27 protein-coding genes are annotated in these 24,884 nt (G+C 69.0%); 18 read left to right on the top strand and 9 right to left on the bottom strand.

Annotated elements, in window-relative coordinates; genetic code table 11:
- Position 1: 1 nt before the first annotated feature.
- Positions 2-424 carry a CopD family protein gene (locus ACY0MJ_RS17740; protein ID WP_462639866.1) on the bottom strand — a complete coding sequence of 141 codons (423 nt, stop codon included), beginning with the start codon at positions 422-424 and terminating at the stop codon, positions 2-4.
- Positions 425-683: 259 nt separating this feature from the next.
- Between ACY0MJ_RS17740 and hemB the strand changes: the two genes are divergently transcribed.
- Together hemB and ACY0MJ_RS17730 are read left to right on the top strand one after the other, a co-directional pair.
- Positions 684-1,685, top strand: a complete 1,002-nt coding sequence (gene hemB, locus ACY0MJ_RS17735) for a porphobilinogen synthase (RefSeq protein ID WP_462639865.1) — start codon at positions 684-686, stop codon at positions 1,683-1,685.
- A gap of 13 nt (positions 1,686-1,698) precedes the next feature.
- The gene (locus ACY0MJ_RS17730; RefSeq protein ID WP_462639864.1) at positions 1,699-2,802 is read left to right on the top strand and encodes a magnesium transporter CorA family protein; all 1,104 of its coding nucleotides are present in this window, start codon (positions 1,699-1,701) and stop codon (positions 2,800-2,802) included.
- 7 nt (positions 2,803-2,809) lie between these two features.
- On the opposite strand, the gene ACY0MJ_RS17725 is transcribed toward ACY0MJ_RS17730, so the two are convergent.
- Together ACY0MJ_RS17725 and ACY0MJ_RS17720 are read right to left on the bottom strand one after the other, a co-directional pair.
- Positions 2,810-3,457, bottom strand: coding sequence for a glutathione S-transferase family protein (locus ACY0MJ_RS17725; RefSeq protein WP_462639863.1), 648 nt, complete (start codon positions 3,455-3,457; stop codon positions 2,810-2,812).
- 8 nt (positions 3,458-3,465) lie between these two features.
- Positions 3,466-4,149 carry a dienelactone hydrolase family protein gene (locus ACY0MJ_RS17720; protein ID WP_462639862.1) on the bottom strand — a complete coding sequence of 228 codons (684 nt, stop codon included), beginning with the start codon at positions 4,147-4,149 and terminating at the stop codon, positions 3,466-3,468.
- 124 nt (positions 4,150-4,273) lie between these two features.
- Between ACY0MJ_RS17720 and ACY0MJ_RS17715 the strand changes: the two genes are divergently transcribed.
- The 3 genes from ACY0MJ_RS17715 to ACY0MJ_RS17705 are packed head-to-tail and all read left to right on the top strand — an operon-like array spanning position 4,274 to position 6,165.
- Entirely contained in the window at positions 4,274-5,020 is a 747-nt protein-coding gene (locus ACY0MJ_RS17715) for an SDR family oxidoreductase (RefSeq protein WP_462639861.1), read from the top strand.
- Entirely contained in the window at positions 5,020-5,520 is a 501-nt protein-coding gene (locus ACY0MJ_RS17710) for a MaoC family dehydratase (protein WP_462639860.1), read from the top strand. The genes ACY0MJ_RS17715 and ACY0MJ_RS17710 overlap by 1 nt, the downstream gene beginning before the upstream one ends.
- Positions 5,521-6,165, top strand: coding sequence for a MarC family protein (locus tag ACY0MJ_RS17705; protein WP_462639859.1), 645 nt, complete (start codon positions 5,521-5,523; stop codon positions 6,163-6,165).
- On the opposite strand, the gene ACY0MJ_RS17700 is transcribed toward ACY0MJ_RS17705, so the two are convergent.
- Complete coding sequence (locus ACY0MJ_RS17700) at positions 6,162-6,650, bottom strand: DUF1003 domain-containing protein (protein WP_462639858.1); 489 nt, start codon at positions 6,648-6,650, stop codon at positions 6,162-6,164. The genes ACY0MJ_RS17705 and ACY0MJ_RS17700 overlap by 4 nt on opposite strands.
- A 106-nt stretch (positions 6,651-6,756) precedes the next feature.
- On the opposite strand from ACY0MJ_RS17700, the gene ygiD reads away from it, so the two are divergent.
- Positions 6,757-7,629 carry a 4,5-DOPA-extradiol-dioxygenase gene (ygiD, locus tag ACY0MJ_RS17695; protein ID WP_462639857.1) on the top strand — a complete coding sequence of 291 codons (873 nt, stop codon included), beginning with the start codon at positions 6,757-6,759 and terminating at the stop codon, positions 7,627-7,629.
- 4 nt (positions 7,630-7,633) lie between these two features.
- On the opposite strand, the gene ACY0MJ_RS17690 is transcribed toward ygiD, so the two are convergent.
- A complete protein-coding gene (locus tag ACY0MJ_RS17690; protein ID WP_462639856.1) occupies positions 7,634-8,383 on the bottom strand; it encodes a hypothetical protein in 750 nt (249 codons plus the stop codon).
- 274 nt (positions 8,384-8,657) lie between these two features.
- Between ACY0MJ_RS17690 and groES the strand changes: the two genes are divergently transcribed.
- The 3 genes from groES to ACY0MJ_RS17675 all read left to right on the top strand — a co-directional run bounded on the left by groES (position 8,658) and on the right by ACY0MJ_RS17675 (position 11,127).
- Positions 8,658-8,978 carry a co-chaperone GroES gene (gene groES / locus ACY0MJ_RS17685; RefSeq protein WP_462639855.1) on the top strand — a complete coding sequence of 107 codons (321 nt, stop codon included), beginning with the start codon at positions 8,658-8,660 and terminating at the stop codon, positions 8,976-8,978.
- A 42-nt stretch (positions 8,979-9,020) separates the two neighbouring features.
- Positions 9,021-10,667: a chaperonin GroEL gene (groL, locus tag ACY0MJ_RS17680; RefSeq protein WP_462639854.1), complete on the top strand. Its 1,647-nt coding sequence runs from the start codon at positions 9,021-9,023 to the stop codon at positions 10,665-10,667.
- A 103-nt stretch (positions 10,668-10,770) separates the two neighbouring features.
- The gene (locus ACY0MJ_RS17675; protein WP_462639853.1) at positions 10,771-11,127 is read left to right on the top strand and encodes a hypothetical protein; all 357 of its coding nucleotides are present in this window, start codon (positions 10,771-10,773) and stop codon (positions 11,125-11,127) included.
- A gap of 9 nt (positions 11,128-11,136) precedes the next feature.
- On the opposite strand, the gene ACY0MJ_RS17670 is transcribed toward ACY0MJ_RS17675, so the two are convergent.
- Entirely contained in the window at positions 11,137-11,913 is a 777-nt protein-coding gene (locus ACY0MJ_RS17670; protein ID WP_462639852.1) for a pseudouridine synthase, read from the bottom strand.
- Positions 11,906-12,628 (bottom strand): Crp/Fnr family transcriptional regulator, encoded by a 723-nt coding sequence (locus tag ACY0MJ_RS17665; RefSeq protein ID WP_462639851.1) that lies wholly within the window; start codon positions 12,626-12,628, stop codon positions 11,906-11,908. Before ACY0MJ_RS17665 ends, ACY0MJ_RS17670 begins: the two co-directional genes overlap by 8 nt.
- Positions 12,629-12,748: 120 nt before the next feature.
- On the opposite strand from ACY0MJ_RS17665, the gene ACY0MJ_RS17660 reads away from it, so the two are divergent.
- From ACY0MJ_RS17660 to ACY0MJ_RS17620, 9 genes are all read left to right on the top strand, one after another.
- Complete coding sequence (locus ACY0MJ_RS17660) at positions 12,749-14,683, top strand: AMP-dependent synthetase/ligase (RefSeq protein WP_462639850.1); 1,935 nt, start codon at positions 12,749-12,751, stop codon at positions 14,681-14,683.
- 22 nt (positions 14,684-14,705) lie between these two features.
- The gene (locus tag ACY0MJ_RS17655; RefSeq protein WP_462639849.1) at positions 14,706-15,590 is read left to right on the top strand and encodes an ABC transporter ATP-binding protein; all 885 of its coding nucleotides are present in this window, start codon (positions 14,706-14,708) and stop codon (positions 15,588-15,590) included.
- Position 15,591: 1 nt separating this feature from the next.
- Positions 15,592-16,521 carry a branched-chain amino acid ABC transporter permease gene (locus tag ACY0MJ_RS17650; protein ID WP_462639848.1) on the top strand — a complete coding sequence of 310 codons (930 nt, stop codon included), beginning with the start codon at positions 15,592-15,594 and terminating at the stop codon, positions 16,519-16,521.
- Between the two features lie 2 nt (positions 16,522-16,523).
- Positions 16,524-17,600: a branched-chain amino acid ABC transporter permease gene (locus tag ACY0MJ_RS17645; protein ID WP_462639847.1), complete on the top strand. Its 1,077-nt coding sequence runs from the start codon at positions 16,524-16,526 to the stop codon at positions 17,598-17,600.
- 35 nt (positions 17,601-17,635) lie between these two features.
- Positions 17,636-18,949, top strand: a complete 1,314-nt coding sequence (locus ACY0MJ_RS17640; RefSeq protein WP_462639846.1) for an ABC transporter substrate-binding protein — start codon at positions 17,636-17,638, stop codon at positions 18,947-18,949.
- 50 nt (positions 18,950-18,999) lie between these two features.
- Complete coding sequence (locus ACY0MJ_RS17635; RefSeq protein ID WP_462639845.1) at positions 19,000-19,803, top strand: ABC transporter ATP-binding protein; 804 nt, start codon at positions 19,000-19,002, stop codon at positions 19,801-19,803.
- A gap of 14 nt (positions 19,804-19,817) precedes the next feature.
- Positions 19,818-21,068 carry a phenylacetate--CoA ligase family protein gene (locus ACY0MJ_RS17630; RefSeq protein ID WP_462639844.1) on the top strand — a complete coding sequence of 417 codons (1,251 nt, stop codon included), beginning with the start codon at positions 19,818-19,820 and terminating at the stop codon, positions 21,066-21,068.
- Between the two features lie 102 nt (positions 21,069-21,170).
- Positions 21,171-22,157 carry a tripartite tricarboxylate transporter substrate-binding protein gene (locus ACY0MJ_RS17625; RefSeq protein WP_462639843.1) on the top strand — a complete coding sequence of 329 codons (987 nt, stop codon included), beginning with the start codon at positions 21,171-21,173 and terminating at the stop codon, positions 22,155-22,157.
- Positions 22,158-22,237: 80 nt separating this feature from the next.
- Positions 22,238-23,257 carry a Bug family tripartite tricarboxylate transporter substrate binding protein gene (locus tag ACY0MJ_RS17620; RefSeq protein ID WP_462639842.1) on the top strand — a complete coding sequence of 340 codons (1,020 nt, stop codon included), beginning with the start codon at positions 22,238-22,240 and terminating at the stop codon, positions 23,255-23,257.
- A 3-nt stretch (positions 23,258-23,260) separates the two neighbouring features.
- Here the strand turns inward: ACY0MJ_RS17620 and ACY0MJ_RS17615 are convergent, their stop codons facing one another.
- Together ACY0MJ_RS17615 and ACY0MJ_RS17610 are read right to left on the bottom strand one after the other, a co-directional pair.
- Positions 23,261-23,584 carry a DUF1840 domain-containing protein gene (locus ACY0MJ_RS17615; RefSeq protein WP_462639841.1) on the bottom strand — a complete coding sequence of 108 codons (324 nt, stop codon included), beginning with the start codon at positions 23,582-23,584 and terminating at the stop codon, positions 23,261-23,263.
- Positions 23,585-23,588: 4 nt separating this feature from the next.
- A complete protein-coding gene (locus tag ACY0MJ_RS17610; protein ID WP_462639840.1) occupies positions 23,589-24,851 on the bottom strand; it encodes a class I SAM-dependent methyltransferase in 1,263 nt (420 codons plus the stop codon).
- Positions 24,852-24,884: the final 33 nt, after the last annotated feature.

Raw genomic sequence — 24,884 nt, 5'->3', positions numbered from 1 at the left:
GTCAGAAGGGCTTCACCACCACCAGGACGACGGCGGCGGCGAGGAACAGCACGGGCAGCTCGTTGAACCACCGGAACCAGCGGTGGCTGCGCCGGCTCGTGCCCGCCGCGAGCTTGCGCAGCAGCACGGCGCAGGCGTGGTGGTAGCCGACGGTGAGCACGACGACGGCCAGCTTCGCGTGCATCCAGCCGCTGCCGCGCCCGATGCCGTAACCCAGCCAGAGCCACAGCCCCAGGCCCACGGCCGGAACCGCCAGCAGCGTGGTGAAGCGCAGGAGCTTGCGCGCCATCAGCAGCAGGCGCTCGCGCTCGGCCGACGACCCCGGCGCCACCATGGCGAGGTTCACGAAGATCCGCGGCAGGTAGAACAGGCCGGCGAACCAGCTGGCCACGAACACGATATGGAAAGCCTTCACCCAGAGCATGGGCGGAGTGTAAGGAGGCCCCGCGGCCCGGGGGCGCGCACGCATTGCGATGCAGCAGGCGGAAAAAAACCCCGGCTCTTGCGAAGCCGGGGTGCGAAGCCTTTTTGCTGTCACACATCAAGGCGCCCGCTCAGGGAGGAAAAGCGGGGGGCGGCAAGCCGCCCGCGCGTAATTTAACAGCGCCGGGCCCTGCTTTCAAGCATAAAGTCCTCAGTTCCCTCATGATCCTGGCCACCGCGCATCGGGCACAATTTTCCGCATGACTTCCTTCGCACCCTTTCCGCAGGGACGGCCACGCCGCCTGCGGCGCGACGCGTTCACCCGCAACCTGGTGCGCGAGCACGCGCTGTCGCCGCACGACCTGATCTACCCCGTGTTCGTGCTGGACGGCCAGAGGCAGCGGCAGGCCGTGCCTTCCATGCCGGGCGTGGAGCGACTGAGCCTGGACCTGCTGCTGCCCGTCGCGGAACAGTGCATGAAGCTGGGCGTGCCCGCGCTGGCGCTGTTCCCGGTGATCGATGCGAAGCTGAAGACGCCGGACGGCCGCGAGGCCTGCAACCCGGAAGGCCTGGTGCCGCGCGTCGTGCAGGGCCTGAAGAAGGAATTCCCCGATCTGGGCGTGATGACGGACGTCGCCCTCGACCCCTTCACCAGCCACGGGCAGGACGGGCTGCTGGACGAGACCGGCTACATCCTGAACGACGAGACGGTGGAGATGCTGGTGAAGCAGGCGCTCACCCAGGCCGGCGCCGGCGTGGACATCGTCGCGCCCTCGGACATGATGGACGGGCGCATCGGCGCGATCCGCTCGGCGCTGGAAGCCGGCCGCCACATCCACACGCGCATCATGGCGTACAGCGCCAAGTACGCGAGCGCCTTCTACGGCCCCTTCCGCGACGCGGTGGGATCGGCCTCCAACCTGGGCAAGAGCAACAAGAAGGTCTACCAGATGGACCCGGGCAACGGCGACGAGGCGCTGCGCGAGGTCGCGATGGACCTGGCCGAGGGCGCCGACATGGTGATGGTCAAGCCCGGCATGCCCTACCTGGACGTCGTGCGCCGCGTGAAGGACGAGTTCCGCGTGCCCACCTTCGCCTACCAGGTGTCGGGCGAGTACGCGATGCTCAAGGCCGCCGCCGCCAACGGCTGGCTGGACCACGACCTGGTGATGATGGAGAGCCTGCTCGCCTTCAAGCGCGCCGGCGCCGACGGCGTGCTCACCTATTTCGCGCTGGACGCCGCGCGCCAGCTGCGCGCCTAGGAGGCCGGGCGGCGTGCACATCGTCGAATTCGGCGCCGGCACGCTGCGCTTCCTCGACCAGTTGCCGGCCCGCGCCCCCGAGCGCGGCTTCCTGTGGATCTACGTCGAGCGCGAGCACCTCGAGCAGAACCTCCCGACGCTGCAGCGTGCGGCCGCCACCCTGGGCGGATCGCAATTGCTCGACCTGCACCTGAAGGACCTCGGCAACCGCAGCCACCCCTCGCACTACGACTACACCTCGGTGTACGACCTGGTGATCTTCCGCCGGCTCGCGACCGACGCCGAGGTGCGGGTGGAGCTGGGCGAGGAGGCGGTGGCGCGCGAGGCGCCACTCGCGAGCTTCAGCCGCATCCGCACGCGCGCCGTCGGCTTCGTGGTGTTCGACCGGCTGCTGGTCACGGTCCATCCGCAGGGCTGCTTCGCCGCGCGCTCCTTCATCGAGCGCTACCTGCAGGATGCGCTGCAGAGCGAGGCCATGAGCGCCGCCGCGCGCAACCGCCTTCCCACCAGTTCGGCGGACCTGATGCTGCGCATGCTGAACCTGGTGGTGGACAGCTACCTGGAGCTGCGCAAGGTGCTCAGCACCGAGCTCGATCGCTGGCAGCAGCAGCTGCTCGCGCCCAACCGCCATGCGGCGGCCGACTGGGCGGCCCTGATGACCGCGCGCAACGCCCTGCACACGCTGCAGGACCTGTGCGAGGAACAGAACGACGCGATGCAGGAATGGCTGGACGCGCAGCGCGAGCAGCCGCCGCCCTGGATGACGCAGTCCGAGCGCGACGGCCTGCTCGCGCGGGCGCGCGACGTGGTGGAACACATCCAGCGCGTCACCCACCACGTGCACCGCATGGAGCAGGGCGCGGAGACGGCCGTGCAGATCCATTTCTCCGCCGTCGGCAACCGCACCAACGACATCATGCGCACGCTCACGGCGCTCACGGCCATCTTCCTGCCGCTGAACCTCATCGCCGGCATCTTCGGCATGAACTTCGAGCTGCTGCCGCTGACGCACCAGGCGGCCGGCTTCTGGTGGACGCTGGCCTCGATGGGGCTGATCGCCGCCGTGCTGGGCGTCGTCTTCTGGCGCAAGCGCTACCTCGCGCGCACGGGCCGCTGACGCTCCTTCAGAAGAAGGGCGGCGACAGCCCCTCGACCTGGATCACCCGCTGCACGGCCGGCCGGTCGGTGATGCGCTGCAGGTAGGGCCCCAGGTTCGGGAACTCGCGCGCCTTGCCCTGCGGGAAGTTGCGCGTCCAGCGGCACAACGTGAACACGTAGGGGTCGAGGGCGCCGTAGGGCTCGCCCAGGATCCACGGCCCGCCGTTGGCGGCGTGCAGGGCGTCGAGCTGCGCGAGCAGCCCGACGATCTTCTCGTGGGCCTTCGCCTTCACCTCGGCCGCGCCCTCCGCATTGCCTTCCTTCACCCAGCGGTCCGGGTAGAAGTACAGCAGCAGCGTGGCCTGCAAGGTGTTCGTGAGCCAGACGAGCCACTTGTAGAAGTGCGCGCGCCCGGGCGTGCCGACCTCCGGCGCCAGGCGCGCGGCCGGGTGCGTGTCGCACAGGTGCAGCACGATCGCCGCCGTCTCGTACAGAACCAGGTCGCCGTCGGCCAGCACCGGGATCAGCCCGTTCGGGTTGAGCGCCAGGTAGGCAGGCTCCTTGTGCTGGTTGCGCGCGCGCTCCACCAGCACGCGCTCGTAGGGCACGCCCAGTTCCTCCAGCAGGATGTGCGGCACCATGGCCGCGGTGGCAGGGTCGTAGTACAGCCGCATGCGCCGCGTCAGCCCACGTGCTTCGCGAAGAACGCCAGCGTGCGCTCGCGCGCCAGCTTCGCCGCCTCGGCGTTCCAGGAGCCGCGCTGGTCGCAGTTGAACCCGTGGTTGGCGTGGTACACGTGCACCTCCACGTCGGGATGCGCCTTCTTGAAGGCCTCCACGCTCTCCAGCGAAATCCAGTGGTCCTGGTCGCCGAAGTGCGCCATCACCGGGCACTTCGGCTTGCGGGCGATCTCGTCCGGCGTGGTGACGCCGCCGCCGTAGTAGGGCACGGCGGCGCTCAGGCCCTCGAGCTGGCAGGCGGCGCGCCAGGTGAGCAGGCCGCCGTAGCAGAAGCCGACGATGCCGACCTTGCCGGCCTGCGACGCGTGCCGGATCGCCGCCTGGATGTCCTGCATCACGCCGGGCGCGGGCAGCGCCTCGGTGGCGGTCTTCAGCGCCATGCCGGCGGCCATGTCCTCCTGCTCGTAGCCCAGGTCCACGCCCGGCTTCACGCGGTGGAAGGTCGAGGGCGCGACGGCGAGATAGCCCTGCGCGGCGTAGCCGTCCGCGACCGAGCGGATGTGAGAGTTGACGCCGAAGATCTCCTGGATCACCACGATGCCGCCCTTCGCCTTGCCGGCGGGCTGCGCCACGTACGCGGGAATCGCCTGCCCGTCGGCGGCCTTGAGGTCTGTGAACTGGCCCATTTGTCGTTCTCCTGGTCGTGATGCGAAGGCGCCGAGCTTCCCTCATCGGCGGGTGCGGCGTCAATCCATCTCTTTTGATCTAATGGAGCCGTGCCGCGGCGGGCGCGGCAGGAGGAGGCAGCGAGTGGACGAAGTCCTGTTGGTCACCGGCGGCAGCCGGGGCATCGGCGCCGCAACGGCGCTCCTGGCCGCGCGCAAGGGTTACGCCGTGGCCGTCAACTACACGCGCAACGAAGCGGCGGCGGAGGAGGTCGTGCGCGCCATCCGCGCGGGCGGCGGCCGTGCGGTCGCGCTGCAGGCCGACGTGGCGGAAGAGGCGCAGGTCATGGAGATGTTCCGCCAGGTCGACCGCCAGCTCGGTCGCCTCACGGCGCTGGTGAACAACGCCGGCGTGGTGGACCGGCCGCAGCGCGTCGACGAGATGTCGCTCGCGCGCCTGAAGCGGATGTTCGACATCAACCTGCTCGGCAGCTTCGTCTGCGCGCGCGAGGCGGTGCTGCGCATGGCGAAGCGCCACGGCGGCAACGGCGGCGCCATCGTGAACGTCTCCAGCGCCGCGGCGCGGCTGGGCGCGCCCGGCCAGTACGTGGACTACGCGGCGGCCAAGGGGGCGATCGACGCGTTCACCATCGGGCTGGCCAAGGAGGTCGCGGCCGACGGCATCCGCGTCAACGCGGTGCGCCCGGGCCTGATCGAGACCGACATCCACGCCTCGGGCGGCCTGCCGGACCGCGTCCGCGAGCTGTCGCACCAGGTGCCGATGCAGCGCGGCGGCAGCGCCGACGAGGTGGCCCAGGCCATCGTGTGGCTCCTCTCGCCCGAGGCGAGCTACACCACCATGTCGCTGGTGGAAGTGTCGGGGGGCCGCTGATGGCGCCCACGATCTTCTGGGAGGACATGCAGCCGGGCAGCGTGCGCGACCTGGGCACGACGACGGTGAGCGCGGAGGAGATCAAGGAGTTCGCCTCGCGCTACGACCCGCAGCCCTTCCACCTCGACGAGGAGGCCGGCCGCCAGTCGATGTTCGGGGGCCTGTGCGCGAGCGGCTGGCACACGTGCGGGCTCATCATGCGCCTGACGGTCGACAACCTGCTGCGCCACACGCCCAGCCTCGGCTCGCCGGGACTGGACAGCCTGAAGTGGCTGAAGCCCGTGTTCCCCGGCGACGTGCTCTCGCTGCGCCACACGATCCTGGAGGCGCGGCCCCTGCGCAAGCGGCCGGACGCGGGCCTCGTGCGCTCGCGCTGGGACGTGAGCAACCAGAGGGGCGAGCTGGTGCTGCAGATGGAGGGCTACGGCTTCTTCGGCCGGCGCCACCCCGCCACGCCGCAGGAACTGGCGGCGCTGGACGCCGCGCGCGCGGCCGCCTGAATGGACTTCAAGCCGCTCATCACGCTGCTGGCGATCGTCAATCCGCCGGCGATCATCCCCTTCTTCATCCACTACACGCAGGGGTTCTCGCGCGCCAACCGGCGGCACACGGTGGTGGTCGCGTCGTTCACCGCGTTCGTGGTGATCGCCGCCAGTGCCTTGCTGGGGATCCGCATCCTCGAGTTCTTCGGCATCTCGCTCGCGAGCTTCCAGGTCGGCGGCGGCATGCTGCTGCTGACCAGCGCGCTCAACATGCTCAACGCCAAGCCGGCCGAAGCGAAGCCGACGACCAACGCCATGCAGGAGGGCGCGGAGAAGGCGGCGATGGGCGCGAGCATCGCGGTGGTGCCGCTGACCATCCCGCTGCTGACCGGGCCCGCGACCATGGCCACCGTGGTGGTCTACGCGGAGCGTGCGCAGACGGCGCTGCAGACGCTCACGCTGGTGGGCTACGGCGTCGTGATCGGCGCGGTCACGTTCATCTGCTTCGCGCTCGCGAACCCGATCGCCCGTGCGCTCGGGCAGACCGGCATCAACGTGCTGACGCGCCTCATGGGACTGATCCTCGCGGCGCTGGCCGTCGAGGTGATGGCGGAAGGCCTGGGCAAGCTGTTCCCGGTGCTGGGACGCGTGAGCGTCCTCTAGGAGCCTGCGCGGTAGGCCTCCTCGATCTGCCGCACGATGCTCTCGGGCTGGATCGCGGCCGCGAGCGCGTCGATCTCGGGGTCGTCCGCCTCGATCGCGCCCATCTTCTTGGCCATCAGCTCCAGCAGCGCCAGGATCTTCGTGTTCTCCTGTTCGGCCAGCAGGTTGATCTGCAGGTCGAGCTGGGTGCGCCGCTCGGTCACCCGCATCTCGTAGTTCTGGCTGATCAGGATGAAGGACGAGAGGAAGATCGCCTCCAGCGAGACGCACAGCGTGAGGAAGGTGAAGGGATAGGGATCGAAGCGCGGCAGCCTGGGCAGCACGTTCCACAGGATCCACACCGCGAACAGGACCGCGTGGATCCAGACGAAGGAGATCCGCCCGCAGAAACGCGCCACCGCCTCCGCCGCCCGGTCCGGCACGCTGCGGTGGCGCTTGGACCAGTCCTCCATCTTGCGCATCCGCTCGACGTTGCGCCGCGTCATGCTTTCCGCTGCGTCTGTTTCCATTGGCTTGCCCGTGGATGAGGGAAGGCCAGTGTATGGAAGGCCGGCGCACCTCGGGTCGCGCGCCTTGCCGCAGAATCGCTCCATGAGCGCCGCCGCCAGCACCATGCCCGCCGCCTTCATCGGCCACGGGAGCCCGATGAACACGCTGGAGCGCAACCGCTTCACCGAGGCCTGGGCGGCGCTGGGGCGCAGCCTGCCGCGGCCGCGCGCGATCCTCGCGATCTCCGCCCACTGGTTCGTGCCGGGCACGGCCGTCACCGCGATGGCGAGGCCGCGCGTGATCCACGACTTCCACGGCTTCCCGCCCGAGCTGTTCGCCTTCGACTACCCGGCGCCCGGCGCGCCCGAAGTGGCGCAGGAGATCGTGGACACGGTGAAGCCGGCGTACGTCGGCCTGGACCACGACAGCTGGGGGCTGGACCACGGCACCTGGTCGGTGCTGGCGCACGTGTTCCCGCAGGCGGACATCCCGGTGCTGCAGCTCTCGATCCACAGCGGCGAGCCGGTCGAATACCACATCGAGCTCGGCGCGCGCCTGGCGCCGCTGCGCGAGCGCGGCATCCTGATCCTCGGCAGCGGCAACGTGGTGCACAACCTGCGCCGCATCGACTGGGGCCGCGCCGACAGCGCCTTCGACTGGGGCGAAGCCTTCGATGCGGAAGTGAAGGACATCATGGGCTCCGAGCCGGGCCGGCTGGCCCAGGCCCTGCGCCACCCCGCGTACGCGCTCTCGGTGCCGACGCCGGAGCACTTCCTCCCGCTGGCCTACATCGCCGGCGCGGCCCGCGCGGCCGGCCAGCCCGCGACCGCCTTCGCCGAAGGCGGCACCATGGGGTCGCTCACGATGACCAGCTACCTCGTCGGCGAAGTGGGCAGCGCGCCGCCGGCGCGGGCGCACGATGCCCAGGACCTGCCCGATCCGCGGCAGGTGCCGCCGGAACAGACCAACATCTGATCGCTCAGGTGCCGCTGCGCGCGCGGCGCCGTGCGGGCCGCGCCGGATTGTCCGCCAGCAGCAGTTGCGGGGGCGCGTCGACGACGCCGCCCGAACCGTAGCCGAGGAACTCCACCCGCCAGTTCGCCAGCTGCGCTCCATCGGCAAGCGGCGTGGCGGCATCAGCTTCGAAGCTGTCGGCGAAGGGCGCCGAGATGTCGCTCCACTCGCACAGCGCATCCTCGCCGTACAGGCCCACGCGCCCGCCAAGCAGGGGGGCCGTGTCCTTGTCGTGGAACCGGGCCACCTGCACGCCGTCGATCGAGATGCTGGCCCGCGGCCCGGCGACCTGCACCTGGAAGCGGTACCACTGGCCGATGACGCCCTTGAAGCTGGAACCGGTGGCGATGATCTTCTGGCCGTCGTTCACGCCCGGCACGGCGTAGCGCGGGTCGCGCTTGCCGATCTCCCAGCCGTTGGGCTTCAGGATGAAGTAGTACAGGTGGTCCTTGTCGACGTAGTTCCAGACCAGCCAGGTGACTTCCCAGGCGTTGGGCGTGGGCGTGCGCAGCTGCTTGACCGTGCGCAGGCGGCCGCTGAAGGCATAGGGCGTGCCGCCGGCCCCGAACGGCTGGCTGCTGACGGCCAGGAAGGAATGGGTTTCGTCGGCCCGGGTGGCGGCCATGGGCTGCAACTGCAGGACGCGGGCGCCGGCGGGAGCGGCGATCGCCACGAGGGCCAGCAGGGCCGCCGTGGCGAGCTTGCGGAAGAACATCGGTGTAGGAATCGGCTGACGTGAAGACAGGCGATATTGGAAATCGCGGTGCACCACGGATGGGCAGCCATTTCCCTACGTCGAAGCCGGGCGGGGCGGCGTCACGCGTCAGCCGCCGCCCCGCTTGAAAGCCGGCAAAAACCCACTATCATTAGCACTCGTCGGAATTGAGTGCTAACAGCAGAGCTGGGCGCACCCTCCGCGCAAGTTACTGAGCGCTAACTCTCGTTGGCGCTCTTTGGTGTCCACCACTGCTTCCATTGAAGGAGATGCAATGAAACTTCGTCCTCTGCACGACCGTGTGATCGTCAAGCGCCTCGAACAGGAAACCAAGACGGCCTCCGGCATCGTGATCCCGGACAACGCCGCCGAGAAGCCCGACCAGGGCGAGGTGCTGGCTGTCGGCCCGGGCCGCAAGAACGACAAGGGCGAACTGATCGCTCCGAACATCGCCGTGGGCGACCGCGTGCTGTTCGGCAAGTACAGCGGCCAGACCGTCAAGGTCGATGGCGAAGAACTGCTGGTGATGAAGGAAGACGACCTGTTTGCCGTGATCGAAGGCGCCGCCTCGACCGGCCTCAAGAAGGTCGCCTGAGTCTCCCCCCAACCCAATTCATCTCTCTGAGGTAATCCCAACATGGCAGCAAAAGACGTAGTGTTCGGCGGCGACGCCCGCGCCCGCATGGTCGAAGGCGTGAACATCCTGGCCAACGCGGTCAAGGTGACCCTGGGCCCCAAGGGCCGCAACGTGGTGCTCGAGCGCTCCTTCGGCGCCCCCACCGTGACCAAGGACGGCGTGTCCGTGGCCAAGGAAATCGAGCTGAAGGACAAGCTCCAGAACATGGGCGCGCAGATGGTCAAGGAAGTCGCTTCCAAGACCAGCGACAACGCCGGTGACGGCACGACCACCGCCACGGTGCTGGCCCAGGCCATCATCCGCGAAGGCATGAAGTACGTGGCCGCGGGCATGAACCCGATGGACCTGAAGCGCGGCATCGACAAGGCCGTGGTGCAGCTGACCGAGCAGCTGAAGAAGGCCTCCAAGCCCACCACCACCTCAAAGGAAATCGCCCAGGTCGGCTCCATCTCCGCCAACAGCGACTCCTCCATCGGCGAGATCATCGCCGAGGCGATGGACAAGGTCGGCAAGGAAGGCGTCATCACCGTCGAGGACGGCAAGTCCCTGCAGAACGAGCTGGACGTCGTCGAGGGCATGCAGTTCGACCGCGGCTACCTGTCGCCCTACTTCATCAACAACCCCGAGAAGCAGGCCGCCCTGCTGGACAACCCGTTCGTCCTGCTCTACGACAAGAAGATCTCCAGCATCCGTGACCTGCTGCCCACGCTGGAGCAGGTGGCGAAGGCCTCGCGCCCGCTGCTGATCGTCGCCGAGGAAGTCGAAGGCGAAGCGCTGGCCACCCTGGTGGTCAACACCATCCGCGGCATCCTGAAGGTCGTGGCCGTCAAGGCCCCCGGCTTCGGCGACCGCCGCAAGGCCATGCTGGAAGACATCGCCATCCTGACGGGCGGCAAGGTCATCTCCGAAGAGACCGGCATGACCCTCGAGAAGGTGACGCTGGCCGACCTGGGCCAGGCCAAGCGCATCGAAGTGGGCAAGGAAAACACCACGATCATCGATGGCGCCGGCGCTGCCGCCGACATCGAGGCGCGCGTGAAGCAGATCCGCGTGCAGATCGAGGAAGCCACGTCCGACTACGACCGCGAGAAGCTGCAGGAGCGCGTGGCCAAGCTGGCCGGCGGTGTGGCCGTGATCAAGGTCGGCGCCGCGACCGAAGTGGAAATGAAGGAGAAGAAGGCCCGCGTGGAAGACGCGCTGCACGCCACCCGCGCTGCCGTGGAAGAAGGCATCGTGGCCGGCGGCGGTGTCGCCCTGCTGCGTGCCCGCCAGGCCGCCGGCGAGATCAAGGGTGACAACCCCGACCAGGACGCCGGCATCAAGCTGGTGCTGAAGGCGATCGAGGCGCCCCTGCGCGAGATCGTCGCCAACGCCGGTGGCGAGCCGTCCGTGGTGGTCAACGCCGTGCTGAACGGCAAGGGCAACTACGGCTTCAACGCCGCCAACGACACCTATGGCGACATGATCGAGATGGGCATCCTGGACCCGACCAAGGTGACCCGCACCGCGCTGCAGAACGCCGCGTCCGTCGCGTCGCTGATGCTGACCACGGAAGCCATGGTCTCCGAAGCGCCGAAGGACGAAGCGCCCGCGATGCCCGGTGGCGGCATGGGTGGCATGGGCGGCATGGGCGGCATGGACATGTGATGTCCGCCTGAGCCTCACAGCTCGAAAGGAAAGCCGCGGCGCGAGCCGCGGCTTTTTTTTGCGCCGCGCTAAACCGCCGGCGCGCGGCACGGATATACCGCCCGTGACCACCATCGATCCCCGGCAATCCCTCGTCGCAGCCCTGCAGTCGCAGCTCGCGCCGCTGCGCCAGCGGGCGCGCGCCCGGCCGTCCGCCGCTCCGGCCACGGCGGGCGCGGGCCAGGCCGCGGCCGCCTCCATGGCGCAGCGGCTGGAAGCGATCCCCGCGGCCGACCCCGACCGCCGCCGCAAGGCCGTGCGCGTCTACCTCGAAAGCGAGCTCGCCCGCGAGTTCGGCGCGCCGCTGCTCAACGACCCGCAGTTCCCGCAGATGCTCGACGCCATCCAGGACCAGATGCAACAGGACGCCCAGGTCGCCGCCGCCGTGCACGCGCTGGGCGAGCTGCTGCTGGCCGGCTGACGCGGCGCTTCAGAAGCGCTCGTGCGGCGCCAGGTAGCGCCACTGCCCCTGCGGCAGCTGCCCCAGCGTCACGCGGCCGATGCGCACGCGCTTGAGGCCCACCACCTTCAGCCCCACCAGTTCGCACATGCGGCGGATCTGCCGCTTCTTGCCCTCGGTGAGCACGAAGCGCAGCTGCTCCGGGTTCTGCCAGTCCACCTGCGCGTGCTTCAGCGGCTGCCCGTCCAGGCTGAGGCCATGGCGCAAGCGGGCCAGTTGCTCCCGCGGGAAGGCCGCCTGCACGTTCGCCGTCACCTGCCCGTAGGCCACGCGCACCAGGTACTCCTTCTCCATCGTGGAGTCCTCGCCGATCAGCTGCCGCGCCACGCGTCCGTCCTGCGTCAGCACCAGCAGCCCGGTCGAATCGATGTCCAGCCGTCCCGCCGGCGCCAGCCCGCGCAGCTGCGCGGGCGCGAAGCGCTGCGGCGCGCGGTCGCCGCTCCAGCGGTTGCGCCCCTGCACCAGCACCACCGCCGGCTGGTAGCCCTCCTCCGCCTGGCCGCTCACATAGCCCACCGGCTTGTGCAGCAGGATGGTGACCTGCTCGCGCTGCTGCCCGCGCGCCTTCGGGTCCACCTCGATGCGCGCCTGCGGCCCCACCTGCAGCCCCATGGGCGCGACGGCGCCGTCGACCTTCACCCAGCCCTTGGCGATCCATTCGTCCGCCTCGCGGCGCGAACACAGGCCCAGTTCGGCCATGCGCTTGTTCAGGCGGGTCGTGCCGCGGTCGGGGGAAGGTTCAGGCATCGGCGGGGGCGAAGGAATTCGAACGCAGGGCAGGCAGGTCCAGGATGCGCACGCCGCCGTATTCCACCGCGATCATGCCCTGCGCCTGCAGCGACGCGAGCGCCTCGTTCACGCGCTGGCGCGACAGGCCGACGAGGTAGGCCAGCTCCTGCTGCGTGATGCGCAGCACCTCGCCCACGCCGGGGAACAGCACCGGGTTGAACAGCGCCGCCAGGCTGCGCGCCACGCGCAGGTCGGGGTTGGCCATGCGGTCGATCTCGCGCGCGGCGATGAACTGGCCCAGGCGCTCGTTCAGCTGGTTCATCACGAAGCGGTTGAAGCCGATGGAGTGATCCAGCAGCCACAGGAAGGTCTCGGCCGGCAGGCCGGCCACGACGCTGCGGCGCAGCGCCTGGATGTTGTAGCGGTAGATCTCGTTCTTGAGCACCGTGCCCTCGCCGAACCAGCCGCCGGGCGGCAGGCCGGTGAAGGTGATGGTCTGGCCCTGCTCGGTGTCGCTGCTCATTTTCAGCAGGCCCGCGACCACGCCGAACCAGTAGGTGACGGGCCGGCCGATGCGGCACACGTATTCGCCTGGCAGCGCGTCGCTCACCCGGATGTCGGCGATGGCCCGCTCGCGTTCGACGGGCGAGAGCAGCGCGAGCCACGGGATGCCGGCGAGTTCGGCCGGCTTCGGGGGGCGGCGGCGCTCGTGCAGCGTGAGTTCGGCGGACATCGGATCTGGAGTATGGGGACAGTCCCTCTCAGGATTATCCCTAGGAATGTCGTCGCAAAGACAGATTGGCGTCAAACCACTCCCTACATTGTCCACATGGCGCCCGACCAAGGACAAGGCATGGAGACGACGTTCCCGCGGCTGCTGCTGCAGCACGCAGCGCAGCGGCCCGGCGACGCCGCGATGCGCGAGAAGGAATACGGCATCTGGCAGACCCTCAGCTGGAGCCAGCTCGCCACCATGGTGGAACACATCGCCTGCGGCCTGCACCAGGCGGGCCTCGCGCGCGGCGAGCACATGGTCGTGATCGGCGCCAACCGCCCGCGCCTGTACGCGACGATGCTGGCGGCACAGGCGCTGGGCGCGATCCCGGTGCCGCTGTACCAGGACGCCGTGGCCGCCGAATGCGTCTACCCGATCAACAACGCCGAAGTGCGCTTCGCGCTGGCGGAAGACCAGGAGCAGGTCGACAAGCTGCTGGAGATCCGGCCCCAGTGCCCGCAGCTTTCCACGATCTGGTTCGACGATCCGCGCGGGCTGCGCAACTACAGCGAGCCGGGCCTGCAGTCCATGGACGCCTTGCAGGAGGCGGGCGCCCGCGTCGCGAAGGAGCAGCCCGGCCTGCTGCGCGCGCAGGTGGACGCCGGCCATGCCGACGATGTCGCGGCCATGTTCTTCACCTCGGGCACGACGGGCGCGGCCAAGGGCGTCGTGCACACGCACCGCACCCTGCTCGATCGGGCGCGCGCCGGCGCCGAATTCGACAAGCTCGGCCCGCACGAGGAAGTGCTGGCCTACCTGCCGCCCGCCTGGATCGGCCAGAACATCTTCAGCTACGCCCAGTGGCTGGCCTGCGGCTACGTGGTGAACTGCCCCGAATCCGCCGGCACGGTAATGATCGACCTGAAGGAGATCGGGCCCACCTACTACTTCGCGCCCCCGCGGATCTTCGAGGCGCTGCTCACCAGCGTGATGATCCGCATGGAGGACGCGAGCGCGCCCAAGCGCCGCATGTTCCACGCCTTCATGGACGTGGCGCGGCGCGTCGGCCCGGCCCTGCGCGACGGCAAGCCCGTGGACGCGCTCGACCGGCTGAAGTACGCGCTGGGCAACGTGCTGGTGTACGGCCCGCTGCGCAACAACCTCGGCATGTCGCGCGTGCGCGTGGCCTACACGGCCGGCGAGGCGATCGGCCCCGACCTGTTCACCTTCTACCGCGCGATCGGCATCAACCTCAAGCAACTCTATGGCAGCACCGAGACCGCGGTGTTCGTCTGCATGCAGCCGGACCACCAGGTGAACGCCGACTCGGTGGGCATTCCCTGCCGCGACGTCGAGATCCGGCTGGAAGCCAACGGCGAGATCCTGGTGCGCTCGCCCGGCCTGCTGAAGGAGTACTACAAGAACCCGGAAGCCACGGCCGAAGTGAAGACGGCCGACGGCTGGTACCGCACGGGCGACGCCGGCTTCCTGGACGCGCAGGGCCACCTGCGCATCATCGACCGCGCCAAGGACGTCGGCGCGCTCGCCGACGGGTCGCTGTTCGCGCCCAAGTACATCGAGAACAAGCTGAAGTTCTTCCCGCACATCAAGGAGGCGGTGGCCGTGGGCGACCGGCGCGACATGGTGTGCGCGCTGGTCAACATCGACTTCGAGGCCGTGGGCAACTGGGCCGAGCGGCGCAACCTGCCCTATGCCGGCTACACCGACCTGGCGCAGAAGCTTGAGGTCTACGAGCTGGTCCGGGAGTGCATCGAGAAGGTCAACGCCGACCTCGCCGCCGACGAGAAGCTCGCCGGCAGCCAGGTCCGCCGCTTCCTCATCCTGCACAAGGAGCTGGATGCCGACGACGGCGAGCTCACGCGCACCAACAAGGTCCGGCGCGGCTTCATCGCCGAGAAGTACCAGGTGCTGGTCGACGCCCTGTACGGCGGCAGGTCCGAGCAGTACATCGAGACCCAGGTCAAGTTCGAGGACGGCCGCACCGGCGTGGTGAGCGCCACGCTGCGGATCATGGACGCGCGCAGCTTCGCCCCGCTGAAGGCGGCGGCATGAGGCGGATCGAGGAACCCAAGGCATGAGCACTGCCCCCACCCTGGCGACGCCCTTCGCCGAGTTGCCGCCGCAGCCCGAGGCGGCGCAGCGGCACGCGAGCGCCGCCGCGCCGGCGACGCCCGCCCCTGGCCGGCGCTTCGGCGAAGTCATCCTGGACGTGAAGAACATCTCGCTCGCCTTCGGCGGCGTGAAGGCGCTCACCGACATCTCCTTCGACGTGCGCGAGCACGAGGTGCGCGCCATCATCGGCCCCAACGGCGCCGGCAAGAGCTCCATGCTCAACTGCATCAACGGCGTGTACCAGCCGCAGGAAGGCAGCATCACCTTCCGCGGCCGGACCTTCAGCAACATGAAGAGCCGGCAGGTCGCGGAGATGGGCATCGGCCGCACCTTCCAGAACCTGGCCCTGTTCAAGGGCATGAGCGTGCTGGACAACATCATGACCGGCCGCAACCTGCGGATCAGGAGCAACCTGCTGCTGCAGGCCCTGCGCATCGGCCCGGCCGAACGCGAGGAGATCCGCCACCGGGAGGTGGTGGAACGCATCATCGACTTCCTGGAGATCCAGGCCTACCGGAAGACGCCCGTGGGGCAGCTGCCCTACGGCCTGCAGAAGCGCGTCGACCTCGGACGGGCGCTCGCGATGGAGCCGCAGGTGCTGCTGCTCGACGAGCCCATGGCGGGCATGAACCTGGAGGAGAAGCAGGACATGTGCCGCTTCATCCTCGACGTGAACGACGAATTCGGCACGACCGTGGTGCTGATCGAGCACGACATGGGCGTGGTGATGGACATCTCCGACCGCGTGGTGGTGCTGGACTACGGACGCAAGATCGGCGACGGCACGCCCGACGAAGTCCGCAACAACCCCGACGTCATCCGCGCCTACCTCGGGACTTCGCACTGACATGGGCTTCTTCCTCGAAACGCTTCTCGGCGGCCTGATGACGGGCATGCTGTACTCGCTGGTGGCGCTCGGCTTCGTGCTGATCTTCAAGGCCTCCGGCGTCTTCAACTTCGCGCAGGGGGCCATGGTGCTGTTCGCGGCGCTGGCCATGGCGCGCTTCGCCGAATGGCTGCCGGCCTGGACCGGCATCCAGAGCCCGGTGCTCGCCACCGTGGCGGCCTTCGTGATCGCGGGCGCGCTGATGTTCGTCGTTGCCTGGGCGGTGGAGATGCTGGTGCTGCGCCACCTCGTCAACCAGCACGAGGCGACGCTGCTGATGGCCACCCTGGGCATCACCTACTTCCTGGAAGGCCTGGGCCAGGCGATGTTCGGCAACAGCATCTACAAGATCGACATCGGCATGCCCAAGGACCCGGTGATCGCCTTCGAGCAGGTGTTCGAGGGCGGCATCCTGGTGAACAAGGAAGACCTGATCGCGGCGCTGATCGCCGCGGCGCTCGTGACGCTGCTGTCGGTGTTCTTCCAGAAGACCTCCACCGGGCGGGCGCTGCGCGCCGTGGCGGACGACCACCAGGCGGCGCAGTCCATCGGCATCCCGCTGTCGCGCATCTGGGTGATCGTGTGGTGCGTGGCCGGCGTCGTGGCGCTGGTCGCCGGGATGATCTGGGGCAGCAAGCTGGGCGTGCAGTTCTCGCTCGCCACCGTGGCGCTGCGCGCGCTGCCGGTGGTGATCCTGGGCGGGCTCACCTCGGTGCCGGGCGCCATCATCGGCGGGCTGATCATCGGCGTGGGCGAGAAGCTCTCGGAGGTCTACATCGGCCCGATGGTGGGCGGCGGCATCGAGATCTGGTTCGCGTACGTCCTCGCGCTCCTGTTCCTGCTGGTGCGGCCGCAAGGGCTGTTCGGCGAAAAGATCATCGATCGGGTCTAGACATGCTTTACCGCGAAAACGGCCAGTTCAAGACCAGCTACCGCAGCGACCAGCAGATCTTCCCGATCGTGCAGGACCGCTGGGTGATCCTCGCCCTGCTGCTCGCCGCCTATGCCGTGGTGCCGCTGGTGGCCAGCCCCTACCTGTTCCCGGCGGTGCTGATCCCCTTCCTGATCATGTCGCTCGCCGCGCTGGGCGTGAACATCCTGGTCGGCTACTGCGGCCAGATCTCGCTGGGCTCCGGCGCCTTCATGGCCGTCGGTGCCTACGGGGCCTACAACTTCTTCGTGCGCGTGCCCGGCATGCCGCTCGTGCCCGCCATCCTGCTGGGCGGCGTGTGCGCGATGGTGTTCGGCCTGTTCTTCGGCCTGCCCAGCCTGCGCGTGAAGGGCCTGTACCTGGCCGTCGCGACGCTGGCCGCCCAGTTCTTCTCCGACTGGATGTTCCTGCGCGTCAGCTGGTTCGTGAACGGCTCGCCCTCGGGCTCCGTCTCGGTCAACGACCTGACGGTGTTCGGCCTGTCGCTGGAGAGCGACCCGGCGCGCTACTGGTTCTGCCTCACCTTCCTGGTCGTCATGGCCTTGCTCGCCAAGAACCTGGTGCGCAGCGCGATCGGCCGCGAGTGGATGGCCATCCGAGACATGGACGTCGCCGCCGCCGTGATCGGGATCCGGCCGATGTACGCCAAGCTCACGGCCTTCGCCGTCAGCTCCTTCATCATCGGCGTGGCCGGCGCGCTGTGGGCCTTCGTCTACCTGGGCGCGTGGGAGCCCGCCGCCTTCTCGGTGGACATCTCCTTCAAGCTGCTGTTCATGGTGATCATCGGCGGCCTCGGCTCGATCATGGGCGCCTTCTTCGGCGCCGCCTTCATCGTGGTGCTGCCGATCTTCCTGACGCAGTTCCTGCCCGCCACCGCGGGGCTGGTCGGCCTGCGCATCGGCACGGCCGGCCTCGAGCACGCGCAGCTGATGGTGTTCGGCGCCCTGATCGTCTGGTTCCTGGTGGTCGAGCCGCACGGCCTGGCCCGCCTCTGGTCCACCGGCAAGCAGAAGCTGCGCCTGTGGCCCTTCCCGCACTGAGTTCCAACCCTGTGTTCACCAAAGAGGAGACATCCATGAAGTTGCGTTCCCTTCTCGTCGCCGTGGCCTGTGCCGCGGTGAGCGCCGGCGCCTTCGCGCAGGCGAAGGAGCAGTTCTTCCCGCTGCTGTCGTACCGCACGGGCCCGTACGCGCCGAACGGCACGCCCTGGGCCAACGGCAAGCAGGACTACCTGAAGATGATCAACGCGCGCGACGGCGGCATCAACGGCGTGAAGATCACGTTCGAGGAGTGCGAGACCGGCTACGCCACCGACCGCGGCGTGGAGTGCTACGAGCGCCTGAAGAGCCGCCCGGGCGTGACGCTGTTCGACCCGCAGGCCACCGGCATCACCTTCGCGCTGACGGAGAAGGTGCCCAACGACAAGATCCCGCTGATGACCCTGGGCTACGGCCTGTCGGTCTCGCAGGACGGCACGGCCTTCAAGTGGAACTTTCCGCTCATGGGCAGCTACTGGACCGGCGCCGACATCATCATCCAGCACATCGCGAAGAAGGAAGGCGGCTTCGACAAGCTCAAGGGCAAGAAGATCGCGCTGGTCTACCACGACTCGCCGTTCGGCAAGGAGCCGATCCCGCTGCTGCAGGAGCGCGCCGCGATGCACGGCTTCAACCTGAGCCTGATCCCGGTGACGGCGCCCGGCGTGGAGCAGAAGTCCGCCTGGCTGCAGGTGCGCCAGACGCGTCCCGACTACGTTCTGCTGTGGGGCTGGGGCGTGATGAACTCCACCGCCCTGAAGGAGGCGCAGGCCACGGGCTATCCGCGCGACAAGATGTACGGCGTGTGGTGGTCGGGCGCGGAGCCGGACGTGAAGGACGTGGGTGAAGGCGCCAAGGGCTACCACGCGCTGGCCCTCAACACCTCGGGCCAGCAGCCCAAGGTGATCCAGGACATCCTGAAGTACGTGCACGACAAGGGCCAGGGCACGGGCCCGCGCGACGAAGTGGGTTCGGTGCTGTACACCCGCGGCGTCATCATCCAGATGCTGGGCGTCGAGGCCGTGCGCCGCGCGCAGGAGCGCTTCGGCAAGGGCAAGGTCATGACCAGCGAGCAGGTGCGCTGGGGCCTGGAGAACCTGAACCTCACCCAGGCCAAGCTGGACGCGCTGGGCTTCGCCGGCGTGATGCGGCCCCTGAGCACCTCCTGCCAGGACCACATGGGCTCCACCTGGGCGCGCATCCATACCTGGGACGGCAAGAAGTGGAACTTCTCCAGCGACTGGTACCAGGCCGACGAGCAGATCATCAAGCCGATGGTCAAGACCGGCGCCGACAAGTACCTGGCGGACAAGAAGATGACCCGCCGCAGCGCCGCGGATTGCCAATCCTGACCTGACGTGGCTCCCTCCCCTCCGGGGGAGGGGCAACGGCCGAATCACCCATGCAAAACATCGTCCTCAACGTCAACGGCATCGAGGTCATCTACAACCACGTGATCCTCGTGCTCAAGGGCGTGTCGCTGCAGGTGCCCGAGGGGCAGATCGTGGCGCTGCTCGGCGGCAACGGCGCGGGCAAGACCACCACCTTGCGCGCCGTCTCCAACCTGCTGAAGGGCGAGCGCGGCGAGGTGACCAAGGGCTCCATCGAGCTGCGCGGCGAGCGCATCGAGAACCTGACGCCGGCCGACCTGGTGCGCCGCGGCGTCGTGCAGGTGATGGAGGGCCGGCACTGCTTCGCCCACCTCACCATCGAGGAGAACCTGCTCACCGGCTCGTACACGCGCGCGAGCCGCAGCGAGGTGGCGGCCAACCTCGAGAAGGTCTACACCTATTTCCCGCGCCTGAAGCAGCGCCGCGCCTCGCAGGCGGCCTACACCTCGGGCGGCGAGCAGCAGATGTGCGCGATCGGCCGGGCGCTGATGGCCAGCCCCAGCCTCGTGCTGCTGGACGAACCCTCCATGGGCCTGGCGCCGCAGATCGTGGAGGAGGTCTTCGAGATCGTGAAGGACCTCAACGCCCGCGAGCGCACGACCTTCCTGCTGGCGGAGCAGAACACCAACATGGCGCTGAAGTACGCCGGCTACGGCTACATCATGGAAAGCGGGCGCATCGTGATGGACGGGCCCGCCGCGGAGCTCGCGAGCAACGAGGACGTCAAGGAGTTCTACCTGGGCGTCGGTGGCGGCGAGCGCCGCAGCTTCCGCGAGGTCAAGAGCTACAAGCGGCGCAAGCGCTGGCTGGCCTGAAGGAGGGAGGGACCATGCAAACGGAGCATTACGACCGGCTGGAGGCGCGCGCCCCGGCCGAACGCGAGGCGCAGCAGTTCGCCGCGCTGCCGGCGCAGGTGGCGCACGCGCAGCGCGCGAGCAGCGCCTTCGCGGCGATCCTGGCCGGCATCGACGCGCACAAGGTCCACTCGCGCGCCGCGCTGGCGAAGCTGCCCGTCACGCGCAAGGGCGAACTGCTGGAGCGGCAGAAGGCGCTGCGCCCCGGCGAATCCTTCGGCGGCTTTTCCACGCTGGTGCGCGGGCCGGCCATGACGCGCATCTTCGCCTCGCCCGGCCCGATCTACGAGCCGGAAGGCGGCACGCGCGACTACTGGCGCCTCGGCCGCGCCATGTTCGCGGCGGGCTTCCGCAGCGGCGAGCTGGTGCACAACGCCTTCAGCTACCACATGACGCCGGGCGCCTTCATCATGGAGTCGGGCGCGCACGCCGTCGGCTGCACCGTGTTCCCCGCCGGCACCGGGCAGACCGAGCAGCAGCTGCAGGCGATCGCGGACCTGCGCCCTTCCGCGTACGCCGGCACGCCCAGCTTCCTGCGCATCCTGGTGGAGAAGGCGCAGGAGGCCGGCAGCGACATCTCCAGCCTCCGCAAGGGCGTGGTCGGCGGCGAGGCCTTCCCGCCCAGCCTGCGCGACTGGCTGCTCGAGCGCGGCCTGGACGTCTACCAGACCTACGCGACGGCGGACCTGGGCCTGATCGCCTACGAGACGCCGGCGCGCGAGGGCCTGGTGGTCGACGAAGGCGTGATCGTCGAGATCGTGCGGCCCGGCACCAACGATCCGGTGGAGGCGGGCGAGGTCGGCGAGGTGGTCGTCACCACGCTGAATCCCGCGTATCCGCTGATCCGCTTCGGCACCGGCGACCTCTCCGCCGTGCTGCCCGGCCAGGACCCGGGCGGGCGCACCAACATGCGCATCCGCGGCTGGCTGGGGCGTGCCGACCAGACGACCAAGATCCGGGGCATGTTCGTGCATCCGGGCCAGGTGGCCGACATCGTCCGGCGCTTCCCCGAGATCCTGCGGGCCCGCCTCGTCGTGAGCGGCGAGATGGCCAACGACGTCATGACCTTCCAGGTGGAGGTCGCCGGCGCGCCGCAGGGACTGGACGCGCGCATCGGCGAGGCCGCGCGCGAGGTGACCAAGCTGCGCGCCGACGTGCGGCTGGTCGCGCCGGGCAGCCTGCCCAATGACGGGAAGGTGATCGAGGACGCCCGCAGTTACCGCTGATTCCACTTGCGTCAAACAAGCCGCCGAAACCGCCGCCGGGCCGGTTCCGCGCCGGCTCGGCCTTCCCTTATGATGCCCCGGCTTTTCCCTACGGAGACCTTAATGAAGAAGCTGTTCACCACGCTCGTCCCGCTGGCCCTCGCCGCGGTCGCGTTCGGCGCCGCCGCGCAGGACTTCCCGGGCAGCAAGCCCATCACCATCGTCGTGCCCTTCTCGGCGGGCGGCCCCACCGACAAGGTGGCGCGCGACCTCGCCGAGGCGCTGCGCAAGCCGCTGGGCGGCGCGACCATCATCGTGGACAACGCCGCCGGCGCCTCCGGCTCGATCGGCGCCAACAAGGTCGCCAAGGCCACGGCCGACGGCCACACGATCCTGCTGCACCACATCGGCATGGCCACCATGCCGACGCTGCTGCGCAACCTGCCGTTCAACGTCGAGAACGACTTCGAATACATCGGCATGGTCAACGACGTGCCGATGACCATCATCAGCCGGCCCAGCCTGCCGGCCAACAACTACAAGGAACTGGTCGCCTGGATCCAGGCCAACAAGGGCAAGATCAACCTGGGCAACGCCGGCGTGGGCTCCGCCTCGCACCTGTGCGGCATGCTGTTCCAGGAAGCCATGGGCGTGAACATGACCCCCGTCCCCTACAAGGGCACGGGCCCGGCCATGACCGACCTGATGGGCGGCCAGATCGACCTGATGTGCGACCAGACGACCAACACCACCTCGGTGATCGAGGGCAAGAAGGTCAAGGTCTTCGCCGTCTCCACGCCCCAGCGCCTGGCCACGCCGGCGCTGAAGGACGTGCCGACCATGCAGGAGCTGGGCAACAAGGGCTTCAACGTGACCATCTTCCACGGCCTGTACGCGCCCAAGGGCACGCCGGCCGCGGTGGTCGCCAAGCTGAACCAGGCGCTGAAGGCGGCGCTGAAGGACCCGGACTTCGTGAAGCGCCAGGAAGGGCTGGGCGCGGTCGTGGTGAGCGACAAGCGCGTGGAACCGGCCGAGCACAAGAAGTTCCTCTCCGCCGAGATCGCCAAGTGGAGCCCGCTGATCAAGAAGGCCGGCGTGTACGCCGACTGAGGCTGACGCCGCGCAGGCAAGCCGCCCCGAGGGGCGGCTTTTTTTTGGCATCATCCTTCGCACAAGAACAGGAGATCTGCTTGAACCGTTTCCGCATTGCTTCCCGCCGCCGTGTCCTCGCCGCCGGTGCCGTCCTCGCCCTGGGCAGCGCGCTGCCCGCCTCGGTGCTCGCGCAGGGCGCGTGGCCGACGAAACCCGTTCGCCTGGTCGTGCCCTTCGCCGCCGGCGGCACCACCGACATCCTGGCCCGCGCCGTGGCGCAGGAGCTCACCAAGGCGCTCGGCCAGTCGTTCGTGGTCGACAACAAGCCGGGCGCCGGCGGCAACATCGGTGCCGACCTGGTGGCCAAGGCCGCGCCCGACGGCTACACGATCCTGATGGGCACCGTGGGCACGCAGGCGATCAACAAGTCGCTGTACGCGAAGATGCCCTACGACCCGCAGAAGGACTTCCAGCCGATCACGCTGGTCGCGGGCGTGCCCAACGTGATGGTCGTGAACGCCGAGAAGGCGGCCGCGCGCCACATCAACACGGTGCAGGACTTCATCCGGTACGCCAAGGCCAACCCCGGCAAGCTGAACATGGCCTCCAGCGGCAACGGCACCTCGATCCACCTCGCGGGCGAGCTGTTCAAGACCATGACCGGCGTCTACATGACGCACTTCCCCTTCCAGGGCTCCAACCCGGCGCTGTTCAGCCTGCTGGCCGGCGACATGGACGTGATGTTCGACAACCTGCCCTCGGCGATGAACCACATCAAGTCGGGCAAGCTGAAGGCCCTCGCGGTGACCAGCGCGACGCGTTCGGCGGCGCTGCCCAACGTGCCGACGGTGGAAGAGGCCGGCGGCCCCGCGCTCAAGGGCTTCGAGGCGAGCTCCTGGTTCGGCCTGCTCGCGCCCGCCGGCACGCCCATGGAGATCGTCAACCGCATCCAGCAGGAAACGGCGAAGGCGCTCGCCACGCCCGCGATGAAGGAGCGGCTGCAGGCGCAGGGCGCGATCCCCAGCGGCAACACGCCGGCGCAGTTCGCGCAGATGATCGACCGCGAGATCAGGAAGTGGGCGCCGGTGGTGAAGGCGTCCGGCGCGAAGATCGACTGAGCGTCAGACGCCCCAGACGATCTCCTTGTCGGCGGCGCTGCAGCGCCTGAGCATGTCCAGGAAGGGCACAGCGCGCTGGCGCAGGGAGATCGCGTCGAAGCGCGGGGGCGTCTCGCCCTTGGCCTTCGCCTCGTCGATGGCGGCCTGGTGCTCGGCCTCCTCGCGCTCGATCGCCGCCTCCAGCGCCTTCGTGGCCGCGGGCATCTCCTCGGGCAGGATGATGCCCTTGGGCCCCGGGTCCTTGCCGATGATCTCCAGCACGCGCCGGCCGTTCGGCTCCAGCATGATCAGGTCGCCGGCGGCCTTGGATTTGAACTTGTAGAGCATCGGGTCAGCGGTAGATGTAGCCGCGGTTGAAAGGATAGACCGACTGCGCGCCGCGCAGGCTGCCGGTGTTCATGTTGTTGTCGGGGCGGGTCGCCAGGATCTGGTGCAGCGCGATCCAGCCGCGCTCGAAGCTCATGGCGCATCCCGCCAGGTAGAGGCGGTAGGCGCGCAGCACCGTGCCGGCGCCGGCCTCGCCGTGCGTCTTCTGCAGCACTGCGTGCGCCTCGGGCAGGCGTTCCTCCAGGTTGTCGGACCAGGCCCAGAGCGTGCGCGCGTAGTGGGGCCGCAGGTTCTCCACGTCCACCATTTCCAGCCCGCCGATCGCCATGTCGCGCAGCACCAGGCTGGGATGCAGCAGCTCGCCGCCGGGGAAGATGTACTTGCCGATGAAGTCGCCCATGCCGGCGCCCAGCTGCCCCGGCTCCAGGCTGCCGGCCGTGATGCCGTGGTTCATCACCAGCCCGCCCGGCGCGAGCAGGCGGTGGATCTTGGCGAAGTAGGCCGGCATGTTGGCCTGGCCGACGTGCTCGAACATGCCGACCGAGGCGACCTTGTCCCAGGGCGCGTCCTCGGGCAGTTCGCGGTAGTCGAGCAGGTGCATCTTCACGCGGGACTGCAGGCCCTTCTCCTCGATCAGGCGGTTCACGTAGGCGTGCTGGTTGCGCGACAGCGTGATGCCGGTGGCGTTCACGCCGTAGTGCTCGGCGGCCCACAGCAGCAGCCCGCCCCAGCCGGCGCCGATGTCGAGGAAGCGCTCGCCGGGGCGCAGCATCAGCTTGCGGCAGATGTGATCGAGCTTCGCTTCCTGGGCCTGCGCGAGCGAGCAGTCCGGCTCGCGGAAGTAGGCGCAGGAATAGACGCGGCGCGGGTCGAGCCACAGCGCGTAGAAATCGTCGGAGACGTCGTAGTGGAAGCGGATCTGCTCGGCGTCCTTCTGCGGCGTGTGCGAGGCGAGCGACTTGGCGCGGCGCAGCACCTGCGTCCACCAGCTCGTGTCGCTGGCGACCGGGCTGCCGGGCAGCAGGCCGGCGGCGGCCGCCATGACGTCGCGCATGCGACCTTCGATGCGCACGCGCTGCTCCACGTAGTCCTCGGCCACCTTGCCGATCTGGCCGGCGGCGAGCGTCGCCAGGCCCGACCAGTCCTGGAATTCCAGCCGCACCGCGGCGTCGGCCGGGCCCACGGCGCGACCTCCCGGCAGTCCCAGCGCCACCGTCACCGGCAGCGCGGCAAGTTGCGATTCGAGCTTCTGCAGAAGGGGTTCCATGGGCCGATTCTGGTCAGGCGAGCCCATCCGCGT

The organism is Ramlibacter sp. bp-362 (assembly GCF_054956735.1).
This window is presented reverse-complemented; position numbering and strand designations above follow the sequence as displayed.

What these genes read in the sequence shown, in the direction of transcription:
- ACY0MJ_RS17615 (WP_462639841.1), bottom strand. Translation starts at nt 23,584, where the DNA reads ATGCTCTACAAGTTCAAATCCAAGGCCGCCGGCGACCTGATCATGCTG.
- ACY0MJ_RS17610 (WP_462639840.1), bottom strand. Translation starts at nt 24,851, where the DNA reads ATGGAACCCCTTCTGCAGAAGCTCGAATCGCAACTTGCCGCGCTGCCG.
- ACY0MJ_RS17655 (WP_462639849.1), top strand. Translation starts at nt 14,706, where the DNA reads ATGAGCACTGCCCCCACCCTGGCGACGCCCTTCGCCGAGTTGCCGCCG.
- ACY0MJ_RS17645 (WP_462639847.1), top strand. Translation starts at nt 16,524, where the DNA reads ATGCTTTACCGCGAAAACGGCCAGTTCAAGACCAGCTACCGCAGCGAC.
- ACY0MJ_RS17650 (WP_462639848.1), top strand. Translation starts at nt 15,592, where the DNA reads ATGGGCTTCTTCCTCGAAACGCTTCTCGGCGGCCTGATGACGGGCATG.
- ACY0MJ_RS17705 (WP_462639859.1), top strand. Translation starts at nt 5,521, where the DNA reads ATGGACTTCAAGCCGCTCATCACGCTGCTGGCGATCGTCAATCCGCCG.
- ACY0MJ_RS17725 (WP_462639863.1), bottom strand. Translation starts at nt 3,457, where the DNA reads ATGCGGCTGTACTACGACCCTGCCACCGCGGCCATGGTGCCGCACATC.
- ACY0MJ_RS17740 (WP_462639866.1), bottom strand. Translation starts at nt 424, where the DNA reads ATGCTCTGGGTGAAGGCTTTCCATATCGTGTTCGTGGCCAGCTGGTTC.
- ACY0MJ_RS17700 (WP_462639858.1), bottom strand. Translation starts at nt 6,650, where the DNA reads ATGACGCGGCGCAACGTCGAGCGGATGCGCAAGATGGAGGACTGGTCC.
- ACY0MJ_RS17720 (WP_462639862.1), bottom strand. Translation starts at nt 4,149, where the DNA reads ATGGGCCAGTTCACAGACCTCAAGGCCGCCGACGGGCAGGCGATTCCC.
- ACY0MJ_RS17670 (WP_462639852.1), bottom strand. Translation starts at nt 11,913, where the DNA reads ATGCCTGAACCTTCCCCCGACCGCGGCACGACCCGCCTGAACAAGCGC.
- groL (WP_462639854.1), top strand. Translation starts at nt 9,021, where the DNA reads ATGGCAGCAAAAGACGTAGTGTTCGGCGGCGACGCCCGCGCCCGCATG.
- ACY0MJ_RS17710 (WP_462639860.1), top strand. Translation starts at nt 5,020, where the DNA reads ATGGCGCCCACGATCTTCTGGGAGGACATGCAGCCGGGCAGCGTGCGC.
- ACY0MJ_RS17630 (WP_462639844.1), top strand. Translation starts at nt 19,818, where the DNA reads ATGCAAACGGAGCATTACGACCGGCTGGAGGCGCGCGCCCCGGCCGAA.
- ACY0MJ_RS17640 (WP_462639846.1), top strand. Translation starts at nt 17,636, where the DNA reads ATGAAGTTGCGTTCCCTTCTCGTCGCCGTGGCCTGTGCCGCGGTGAGC.
- groES (WP_462639855.1), top strand. Translation starts at nt 8,658, where the DNA reads ATGAAACTTCGTCCTCTGCACGACCGTGTGATCGTCAAGCGCCTCGAA.
- ACY0MJ_RS17660 (WP_462639850.1), top strand. Translation starts at nt 12,749, where the DNA reads ATGGAGACGACGTTCCCGCGGCTGCTGCTGCAGCACGCAGCGCAGCGG.
- ygiD (WP_462639857.1), top strand. Translation starts at nt 6,757, where the DNA reads ATGAGCGCCGCCGCCAGCACCATGCCCGCCGCCTTCATCGGCCACGGG.
- ACY0MJ_RS17690 (WP_462639856.1), bottom strand. Translation starts at nt 8,383, where the DNA reads ATGTTCTTCCGCAAGCTCGCCACGGCGGCCCTGCTGGCCCTCGTGGCG.
- hemB (WP_462639865.1), top strand. Translation starts at nt 684, where the DNA reads ATGACTTCCTTCGCACCCTTTCCGCAGGGACGGCCACGCCGCCTGCGG.
- ACY0MJ_RS17635 (WP_462639845.1), top strand. Translation starts at nt 19,000, where the DNA reads ATGCAAAACATCGTCCTCAACGTCAACGGCATCGAGGTCATCTACAAC.
- ACY0MJ_RS17665 (WP_462639851.1), bottom strand. Translation starts at nt 12,628, where the DNA reads ATGTCCGCCGAACTCACGCTGCACGAGCGCCGCCGCCCCCCGAAGCCG.
- ACY0MJ_RS17625 (WP_462639843.1), top strand. Translation starts at nt 21,171, where the DNA reads ATGAAGAAGCTGTTCACCACGCTCGTCCCGCTGGCCCTCGCCGCGGTC.